Source organism: uncultured Corynebacterium sp. (assembly GCF_937999985.1).
Classification (GTDB): domain Bacteria; phylum Actinomycetota; class Actinomycetes; order Mycobacteriales; family Mycobacteriaceae; genus Corynebacterium.
In genome coordinates, this window is the sequence record NZ_CALLDG010000100.1 from 1 (window position 1) to 9,084 (window position 9,084).

Sequence of the window (9,084 nt, forward strand, 5' to 3'; positions counted from 1 at the left end):
TCCGGCTCTGGGAGTGCTGTCCGCCTCCGTCACCGATGTTGAGACCGGCGAGGTGCTGTGGGCGAAGGACGAGAACCGGAAGCTCACCCCGGCTTCTGCCACCAAGCTGTACACTGCAGCCGCCGCGATCCTGGCGCTGGACGAAGATAGCCGCTGGTCCACCGACCTACTGCAGGATCCGAATGATCCGGGTCGGCTGATCCTGCGCAGCGATGGCGATGTGTCGCTGTCCCGCGATGGCGAGGGCTTCTTCACCGATGCCGCCTCGGTAACCAAGCTGGCCGAGAAGGCGAAGAAGAAGCTGGGCGGCCAAGCTGTGACCTCCATCGTCGTGGATAACTCGATCCGTTCCGGCGACCTTTTCAACAAGACCTGGGACCGTGAGGACATCGACGGCGGCAACATCGCCAACCTGGATGCCGTCATGCTTGATGCCGGTCGCCTCGATCCTTATACCTCCGATTCCGCCCGCTCCCACAACCCTGGCGAGGATGTGGGGCGCGCTCTCGCCGATGCGCTCGGCGCGGATGCGGAGGTCACGGTTGCTAGTGTTGCTAAGGAAATGACGCCCAGTCTCGGCGACCAAGACCCCATCGCAACCGTTCAGTCCGCGCCGCTGAACGTGCGCTTGCGCGACATGCTGGTGCACAGCGACAACATCATGGCCGAGGCCATTGGCCGAGAGATTGCGAAGTCCCAGGGCGAGCCGCAGACCTTCGAGGGCGCCACGAGCGCGACGCTCGACGTGCTGAAGGAGCACGGGATCGATACCAAGGACGCAACGCTCTTTGATAACTCCGGCATGAGCGAGAAGAACCGCCTAACTGCCCACGAACTAGACGGGGTGCTCTCCAACAAGGAGGTGCGCGACATCCTGGATATGCTGCCGGTCGCCAGCGTGGAGGGCACGCTGGAGGCGCGCTATGGTTCCGGCTCTGGTTCGGAAGACTCCGCCGGCTGGGTGCGTGCCAAGACCGGCACTCTTTCCGGCGTGAACGCCCTGGCCGGGACGGTTATGACGGACTCGGGGCGGGCGCTGACGTTTGCTTTCCTCTCCAATGAGTCCGATCCGAACTCCGCTCGCCCGGCGCTGGATCGGTTGGCGAACGCGGTGCGTTCAGCCGAGTAAGCCATGAGTGTGCAGTCGCAGATCCGAGTCTGGCTGCGAGAGCTGGAAACCAGCCCCGAGTCCGCAGCGCGCGCGGAACAGGTTCGCGCCGGGGTGGCAGCGGGGCTCTCCGGCGGGGCGGACTCCCTGGCGCTGGTGCACGGCCTGCTGCGCTGCGGGGTGAAAGTTCACGCGGTGGTGGTGGACCATCAGCTGCAGGAAGGCTCCGCGCAGGTGGCGCGGCAGGCCGCGGATGCCGCGCTGACCCTAGGGGCGACTGCGGAGATCCGCACCGTCGACGTGGAAGGCCCGGGGGAGGGGCCGGCGCGCCAGGCGCGCTACGAAGCCCTCGGTGCGGCGGCCGCCGGGCGGCCCCTCCTGGTGGCTCACACGGCGAATGACGACGCAGAAGGGATGCTCATCGGGCTGGTCCGCGGCTCCGGGGCGGAAGCCATCGCCGGGATGCGATCCGTACACACCGACCACGCGGCCGTGGCCGCAGGGGCCGCGTGGCTCGGCCGCCCACTGCTGAACTGCACTCGCGCGGACACGGAGGCAGAATGCCGCGCCGCCGGCCTTAGCTGGTGGGAGGATCCGCACAACTCCAGCGACGCCTACCTGCGCAGCCGCATCCGCACCCACGTGCTGCCCTACCTGCAAGATGCGCTCGGGGAGCACATCGGTGCGAACATGGCCCGCACCGCGCAGATGCTCCGCGAAGACGTCGAGCTGCTCGACGCGCTCGCTGGGCGGGAACTTCAGGCGGCGGAGGAGGGGGCGTCATTAAACTGCACCGAACTACAACAGCAACCGGCGGCACTTCGGCGCAGGGCGCTCAAACAATGGCTGGCAGACAAAGCTGGCCCCCTCACGAGCGCACACCTCAACGCGATAGACGCGCTGGTCATCGCATGGAAAGGGCAGGGAGGGGCAGCAGTGCCGTGGCCACAGAACCTACCTGCATCTACCGAGCAACGGCGCACCCACCGCCTGGTCGTGCAACGTCGCGACGGTTACCTACAGTTAGCGACTGTCCCCAGGTAGCAGCTGCGCGCTAGAATGCCAGGCAGGCACAAAATGGCGAAGCCAATGCAGCGGAGCCAAGACAGCGAAGCCACACTGCGAAAGCACTGCGAAACAAGCGAGGAAAACGAGGTCTGCGATGCACAGCGAGAAGAACTTCAATGTCCCGGAAAACCCTTACGGCGACGATCTAGAAAGTGTCCTCATCGACGAGGAAACGCTGCACGCCCGCATCAACGAGCTGGCCAAGGCCACCGCTGACCGTTTCCGCGACGAGGAAGACGACCTCATCCTGATCTGCGTGTTGAAAGGTGCGGTGTTCTTCATCACCGACTTCGCGCGGGCGATCGACATCCCGACGCAGCTGGAGTTCATGGCCGTGAGCTCCTACGGAAACTCCACCAGCTCCTCCGGCGTGGTGCGCATCCTGAAGGACCTGGACCGCGACATCGAGGGTCGCAACGTGGTGATCGTTGAAGACATCATCGACTCCGGCCTGACCCTTTCCTGGCTGCTGAAGAACCTGCGCAACCGCAACCCGAAGTCGCTGTCCGTCGTTACGCTGCTGCGCAAGCCGGAGGCACAGAAGGTACAGATCGACCTGGCCGAGGTCGGCGTTGACATCCCCCACGAGTTCGTTGTGGGCTATGGCTTGGACTTTGCCGAGCGCTACCGCGACCTGCCCTACGTGGGCACCCTGCACCCGCGCGTTTACCAGTAAAGCGCTAGATTTAAGCGACATAGAACGCTGTTCGCACGGCATTTTAAACCAACAACACTCTAGGAAATATGGACAAGAAGAAGGTACTGAGGATCGCGGGCATTGTCTCTGTGATCCTCATCGCGATCTATGCGTTCGGTGTTTTAACTGATGACGCCCGCGGCTACGACGAAGTCGAGACTTCAATAGCGCTGAAGCAGCTGGAAGACAAGAACGTCAAGGAAGCTCAGATCAACGATCGTGAGCAGCAGGTACAGCTGAAGCTGAAGGACTCTATCGAGGTCGATGGCAAGAAGGACATCGAGCAGGTCATCGCGAAGTACCCCGGCCGGGCCGCGCCCGAGATCTTCGACGCGGTGAAGAAGTCCGAGGCGGAGAAGTACAACACCAAGGTCACCGAGGATAGCTTCCTGGGCAGCCTGCTGGTGATGCTGCTTCCGATGCTGCTGATCTTCGGCCTGCTGATGTTCATGCTGTCCCGCATGCAGGGCGGTAGCGGCATGGGCGCCTTCGGCTTTGGTAAGTCCACTGCCAAGCAGCTGAATAAAGACAACCCGGACACGACCTTCGACGACGTCGCTGGAGCCGACGAGGCTGTGGAGGAGCTGGACGAGATCCGCGACTTCCTGACCGACCCGAGCCGCTACGAGGCGCTGGGAGCGAAAATCCCGCGCGGCGTGCTGCTGTACGGCCCGCCCGGTACGGGTAAGACGCTGCTGGCCCGCGCCGTGGCCGGCGAGGCAGGCGTGCCCTTTTTCACCATCTCCGGTTCCGACTTCGTGGAGATGTTCGTCGGTGTGGGTGCCTCCCGCGTGCGTGACCTGTTCAAGCAGGCCAAGGAAAACTCGCCGTGCATTATCTTCGTCGATGAGATCGACGCGGTCGGCCGCCAGCGCGGCGCCGGCATGGGCGGCGGTCACGACGAGCGTGAACAGACCCTGAACCAGCTGCTGGTGGAGATGGACGGCTTCGGCGACCGCGACGGAGTGATCCTGATGGCCGCCACCAACCGTCCGGACATCCTGGACCCGGCGCTGCTGCGCCCGGGCCGCTTCGACCGCCAGATCCCGGTGACCAACCCGGACCTGGCGGGCCGCGAGCAGATCCTGAACGTCCACGCGAAGGACAAGCCGCTGGCTAAGGATGTGGATCTGAAGTCGCTGGCCAAGCGCACCGCGGGCATGTCCGGTGCGGATCTGGAGAACGTACTGAACGAGGCTGCCCTGCTGACTGCCCGCGTGGACGGCAACGTGATTACCGCCGACGCGCTGGAAGAGGCCACCGACCGCGTGGTGGGTGGACCGCGCCGCAGCTCGAAGATCATCTCTGAGCACGAGAAGAAGGTCACCGCCTACCACGAGGGCGGCCACACGCTGGCTGCCTGGGCGATGAAGGACATCGACCGCGTCTACAAGGTGACGATCCTGGCGCGCGGCCGCACCGGTGGCCATGCCATGACCGCCCCCGAGGACGACAAGGGCATGTACAACCGCTCCGAGCTGTTCGCCCGCCTGGTCTTCGCCATGGGCGGTCGCGCCGCCGAGGAACTGGTCTTCGGTAACCCGACCACCGGTGCTTCTGCGGATATTGAGATGGCCACGAACATCGCCCGCGCGATGGTGGTGGAGTACGGCATGAGCCCCGTTGTGGGTGCGGTGAAGTACGGCCAGGACGACGGCGACCCGTTTGTCGGCCGTGGCGGCCAGGGAGGCAACCAGCCGTCCCAGAACGTGGCCAACCAGATCGACGAGCAGGTGCGCATGCTGATGAACAAGGCCCAGCAGGTGGCCTACGACGTGCTGCGCGAAAACCGGGACTACCTGGATACCCTGGCTTCCAAGCTGCTGGAGAAGGAGACTCTGCGCCGCCCGGACCTGGAGGCGATCTTCGAGGGCATCGATACCCGCGAGGTCTCGGACATCTTCCCGATGCAGGATCTGGACCGCCCGTGCGACCACCGCGAGCCGGTGAAGACTCCGGTCGAGCTGGCCCGTGAGCGTGGCGAGGAGCCGCCGGAGAAGACCAATTTCTTCTCCGCCGCCCGCCGTGCGCGCATGGAAAAGCGCAAGGCGCAGAACGAGAAGCGCCAGGCGGAGCGCCTGCAGCAGGGCCAGCAGCAGTTCCCACAGACCCAGCAGGGTCAGCCCGTACAGCATGGCCAGCAAGCCCAGCTGGGGCAAGGCACCGCCCGCCCGGTGGCGCCGGAGGAGGAGCGCGGCTTCCGCCTGCCCGACAACGAGCAGCCAGATCACCAGCCGGAGAAACCCGCGCAGCAGAAGCAAGCTGTGCAGCCCGAGCAGCAGCCGCAGGCAGAGCCGCAGCGTCCGCAAGACGCGCAGGGTGCGCAAGACTCACAGGAATCGCAGCAGCGGTACCGTCGCGGCGAGATGCCAGAGCAGACGTTCCCTTGGGATAAGCACAACGGTGGCTACAACGGCAACGAGTCCGGTGGCCAGCACAGGCAGGAAGACAAGTAGTGAATAGCTCACAACAGCCGCTAGACCCCGGCTCCTTCGATCAGGAGCGGGCAGAGGCGGCCATCCGCGAACTCCTTTTCGCCATCGGCGAAGACCCCGACCGCGAAGGTCTGCAGGAAACCCCGGCCCGTGTGGCTCGCGCCTACCGCGAGACGTGCGCTGGGCTGTACGAGGACCCCACGGAGGTTCTCAACAAGACCTTCAGCGAGGATCACCGCGAGCTGGTGCTCGTGCGCGACATCACCTTTTACTCCATGTGCGAGCACCACCTGGTGCCTTTCTTCGGCAAGGCACACATCGGCTACATCCCCGGTGAATCCGGCAAGGTCACTGGCCTGTCCAAACTGGCCCGCCTGATCGACGGCCTGGCGAAGCGCCCGCAGGTTCAGGAACGCCTGACCTCGCAGGTGGCCGACGCGCTGGTGGACAAGCTGGACCCTTCCGCAGTGATCGTTGTGCTCGAGGCCGAACACCTGTGCATGGCCATGCGCGGCATCCGTAAGCCCGGCGCTAACACGGTGACCTCCGCGGTGCGCGGCGGGTTCCAGAAGAACGCGGCCTCCCGCGCAGAGGCAATGGCGCTGATCCGGCCGTGACTGGTTCTACCGTGACTGACCCCAGCGCAAACAAGCCCAGCGCAAACAAGTCCAGCGCAAACCAACCCCAGCGCACCCTCGTGATGGGCATCCTCAACGTCACTGAGGATTCCTTCTCCGACGGCGGGGCCTATCCGGACACTGCGGCTGCGCTGGCACACGCCGAGGCGATGGTCGCTGACGGCGCGGACATCATCGACGTCGGCGGGGAATCCACCCGCCCAGGCGCCACCCGCGTCGCCCCGGAGGTCGAGGCCGCCCGCGTCACCCCCGTCATCGAGGAGCTATCCCGTCGGGGCATCGCCACCAGCATCGATACGATGCGGGCATCCACGGCGCGGGCCGCCTGGAAAGCGGGCGTCACCTACCTCAACGACGTCTCCGGCGGCCTGGCGGACCCCGACATGCTTCCGCTGGCTGCGGAATCCGGCCTGCCGATCATCCTCATGCACTGGAACAAAGGAAACGCCGCGGACTTCGCCGGAGCTGAGGGCTACCACGATCACGGCGAGGACATCGTCGGCCACGTCATCGGTTGGCTCGAGCAGAGGATCGAAGCGGCGGAGGCGGTAGGCGTCACCAAGAAACAGATTTACTTGGACCCCGGCATCGGGTTTGCGAAGACTCCGCAGGAAAACTGGCAGCTGCTCGGCGCGACCGACCGGTTGGTGCAGATGGGCTATCCGGTGCTGGTGGGGGCCTCGCGCAAGCGCTTCCTCACCGCGCTGCGCCCCGCGAGCGACGGCAACCCCGGCACCCCGGAATCGGCGGACGATGCGACGGCGGCCACCTCCGCGCTGGCGGCGGCAGTTGGCGCATGGGCCGTCCGGGTGCATAAAGTAGCCCCGACACGGGCCGCAGTGGACGTTGCACACGCCATAGCCACCGGACGCGGCCCCGACATCGACGAGCAATGGAGGGCGCGACGTGGCTGACCGCATCGAGCTCATCGGCGTGGAGGCATTCGGCCACCACGGCGTGTTTTCGCACGAAAAGGACACCGGCCAGAAGTTCATCGTGGACATGGTGGTGTGGACGGACTTCCGCGCCGCGGCGGATTCGGACTCGTTGGAAGACACGATCAACTACGTGCAGCTGGCTGACATCGCAGTGAACGCGGTGGAGGTGCAGGAAGGCCACGACCTGATCGAAACTCTGGCTTCGAACATCGCCGACCAGATTGCGGAGCTGGGCGGGGTGTACGCCGTGGAGGTCACGGTGCACAAGCCACAGGCGCCGATCGCCCATCCGTTCGGCGACGTGCGGGTGGTGGCTCGGAGGTCCAAGCGATGATTACAGCCTTCCTGGGAATCGGCTCGAACATGCCCGGCGACGTGGGCAGCCCCACCGCACAGATCGAACGCGCCTATGAGCTGCTGGCGATGCACCCGGCCATCGAGATTGTGGAGAAGTCGCGGATCTTCGTCACCCCGCCGTGGGGTGGGGTGGAACAGCAGGAGTTCCGCAACTCCGTGGTGGCCGTGCGCACGTCGCTGGATCCGCTCGCGCTGCTGCACCACTGCCAATTCGCCGAGGCTGTCGCGGGGCGGGAGCGCGAAGTCCGGTGGGGCCCGCGCACCGTCGATGTGGACATTCTTTTTGGTTTTGACGCCCAGTCCCAGCCCCTGCAATCTCAGGGGAAGTGGGGGTTTGAGCTGGTTATTCCGCACCCCTACGCCCACGAGCGGGCGTTTGTGCTGGTGCCGCTGAGCGACTTGCAGTTGGCCCGGGAACCCTGGTGTACCTTGGGTGGACGAGGCATCCTGGAATGGCTGGAAGAGGTTGATCCCGCCGAGCGGGAAGCCATCGTCCCGGCGGATCCATCCGAACTTTCGAGCTCTGGCGAGGGCTGAAGGCTAGGGCCAAAGACTAGGGATAAAGACTAGGGCCAAAGACTAGGGATAAAGAGGCAGCACATGAGCCCGCTGAAGCGCACGAAGATCTCCACGCTGGCTGTCGTGGCGATCGTGTGCGCCCTCATCGCCTGGGTCAGCACGCTGAGCTTCTATGGAAGTTTCCCGCCGATTAAAACCACAGGCTCCGTGCTGCTGTGGGTCTTTGCAATCGTGTGCGCCGTGGCGGGCTGGGTGATCCGCAAGCGCATTGGCAGCAGCAGCGGGGTGGGGATGGATCGCACGCAGATGCAGCCGACGACTGTGGTTCAGTGGCTGGCGCTCGGCCAGGCCACGGCGTGGGCCGGGTCGGTGTTCCTGGGAGTGTTCGTCGGGGCGGGACTTTATGTGCTGCCGAACGCTGGGCACCTCATGGCCGCGGAGGCTGATGTGCCGGGCGTGATCGCCGGAGCGTTGGGAGCTCTGGCGGCCGTTGCGGCCGGGGTTTGGTTGGAGCGCAGCTGCGAAGCACCACCGCCAGATGCGCCATTAACGCCCAACGGGCTCGACGTTGGGTAGTGTGTTGTCCATGAGCTTCCAGCAGTCTCCTAAGCCACAGCAGTCTCACCAGCCGCAGTCGCAGCCCTTCGACGGGCACCAGTCCCTGGAATCCCTGGGGTACGAGGACGACTCCAACTTCCAGGGCTCGGACTTACAGGGCTCTTCCGTGGCGGCCAACGAGCCTTCGGGGCTCTCCCGCTTCCTCATGTTCGGCTTGGTGGTTCTGGCGCTGCTGGCCAGCGTGCTGATGCTGTTCATGGATTCCGATGGTTGGTTGAAGGTGGCGCTTATCGCCGCCCTCTGGGCTGCCTTCTTCGGCGTGGTGCTGGTGCTGCGCTACTCAGGTGCCCTGAAACTGGCGCGCGAACAGGCGGAGAACCAGGAGAGCTACTTCCAGTCGCAGCTGGAACACGAGCGCGCACAGCTGGAAAAGCGCGAGGCTGCGACGCAGGCGAAGTATGCCGCAGAGGCCAAGAAGTCCCAGGATCAGCGCGATAAGCATCTGGAGGAGCTGCGTGCGGAGCTGGCTCACATGCGCAAGCAGCTGGCGGAGCTGACCGGTGAGAACTTCGACGAGGGCGAGCAGCGCGCCGTGCGTGCGACCGCCGAGCGAGTCCGTGAGCTGGGGCACAGCGTCAGCGGACAGGCGCCCCAAGCTGCGGGCCGTCCGGCGCCCCAGTCGGCAGGCCAGCAGCAGCCGGGCCAGCAAGCACAGCCACACAAGGCACAGCACCATGATGACCGCATAGCAGATCATCGTGCCCAT

10 protein-coding genes are annotated in these 9,084 nt (G+C 65.1%); all 10 read left to right on the forward strand.

Features of this window, described 5'->3' with window-relative positions:
• On the forward strand, window positions 1-1,129 hold a 1,129-nt coding region (gene dacB, locus Q0331_RS04615; RefSeq protein ID WP_298075287.1), incomplete at its 5' end, for a D-alanyl-D-alanine carboxypeptidase/D-alanyl-D-alanine-endopeptidase.
• 3 nt (window positions 1,130-1,132) lie between these two features.
• Complete coding sequence (tilS, locus tag Q0331_RS04620; RefSeq protein ID WP_298075289.1) at window positions 1,133-2,152, forward strand: tRNA lysidine(34) synthetase TilS; 1,020 nt, start codon at window positions 1,133-1,135, stop codon at window positions 2,150-2,152.
• Between the two features lie 118 nt (window positions 2,153-2,270).
• A complete protein-coding gene (hpt, locus tag Q0331_RS04625; RefSeq protein WP_298075291.1) occupies window positions 2,271-2,852 on the forward strand; it encodes a hypoxanthine phosphoribosyltransferase in 582 nt (193 codons plus the stop codon).
• 68 nt (window positions 2,853-2,920) lie between these two features.
• A complete protein-coding gene (gene ftsH, locus Q0331_RS04630; RefSeq protein WP_298075294.1) occupies window positions 2,921-5,329 on the forward strand; it encodes an ATP-dependent zinc metalloprotease FtsH in 2,409 nt (802 codons plus the stop codon).
• The gene (gene folE / locus Q0331_RS04635) at window positions 5,329-5,925 is read left to right on the forward strand and encodes a GTP cyclohydrolase I FolE (protein WP_298075296.1); all 597 of its coding nucleotides are present in this window, start codon (window positions 5,329-5,331) and stop codon (window positions 5,923-5,925) included. The genes ftsH and folE overlap by 1 nt, the downstream gene beginning before the upstream one ends.
• A gap of 83 nt (window positions 5,926-6,008) precedes the next feature.
• On the forward strand, window positions 6,009-6,860 hold the full coding sequence (gene folP, locus Q0331_RS04640) for a dihydropteroate synthase (protein WP_298075301.1): 852 nt from the start codon (window positions 6,009-6,011) through the stop codon (window positions 6,858-6,860).
• On the forward strand, window positions 6,853-7,218 hold the full coding sequence (gene folB, locus Q0331_RS04645) for a dihydroneopterin aldolase (RefSeq protein ID WP_035004717.1): 366 nt from the start codon (window positions 6,853-6,855) through the stop codon (window positions 7,216-7,218). Before folP ends, folB begins: the two co-directional genes overlap by 8 nt.
• Window positions 7,215-7,778 (forward strand): 2-amino-4-hydroxy-6-hydroxymethyldihydropteridine diphosphokinase, encoded by a 564-nt coding sequence (gene folK, locus Q0331_RS04650; protein WP_298075298.1) that lies wholly within the window; start codon window positions 7,215-7,217, stop codon window positions 7,776-7,778. The genes folB and folK overlap by 4 nt, the downstream gene beginning before the upstream one ends.
• Window positions 7,779-7,841: 63 nt before the next feature.
• The gene (locus Q0331_RS04655; RefSeq protein WP_298075300.1) at window positions 7,842-8,336 is read left to right on the forward strand and encodes a DUF3180 domain-containing protein; all 495 of its coding nucleotides are present in this window, start codon (window positions 7,842-7,844) and stop codon (window positions 8,334-8,336) included.
• Between the two features lie 10 nt (window positions 8,337-8,346).
• A partial coding sequence (locus tag Q0331_RS04660; RefSeq protein ID WP_367274962.1) for a DUF6779 domain-containing protein occupies window positions 8,347-9,084 on the forward strand: 738 nt, incomplete at its 3' end.

What these genes read in the sequence shown, in the direction of transcription:
- tilS (WP_298075289.1), top strand. Translation starts at nt 1,133, where the DNA reads ATGAGTGTGCAGTCGCAGATCCGAGTCTGGCTGCGAGAGCTGGAAACC.
- hpt (WP_298075291.1), top strand. Translation starts at nt 2,271, where the DNA reads ATGCACAGCGAGAAGAACTTCAATGTCCCGGAAAACCCTTACGGCGAC.
- ftsH (WP_298075294.1), top strand. Translation starts at nt 2,921, where the DNA reads ATGGACAAGAAGAAGGTACTGAGGATCGCGGGCATTGTCTCTGTGATC.
- folP (WP_298075301.1), top strand. Translation starts at nt 6,009, where the DNA reads ATGGGCATCCTCAACGTCACTGAGGATTCCTTCTCCGACGGCGGGGCC.
- folK (WP_298075298.1), top strand. Translation starts at nt 7,215, where the DNA reads ATGATTACAGCCTTCCTGGGAATCGGCTCGAACATGCCCGGCGACGTG.
- Q0331_RS04655 (WP_298075300.1), top strand. Translation starts at nt 7,842, where the DNA reads ATGAGCCCGCTGAAGCGCACGAAGATCTCCACGCTGGCTGTCGTGGCG.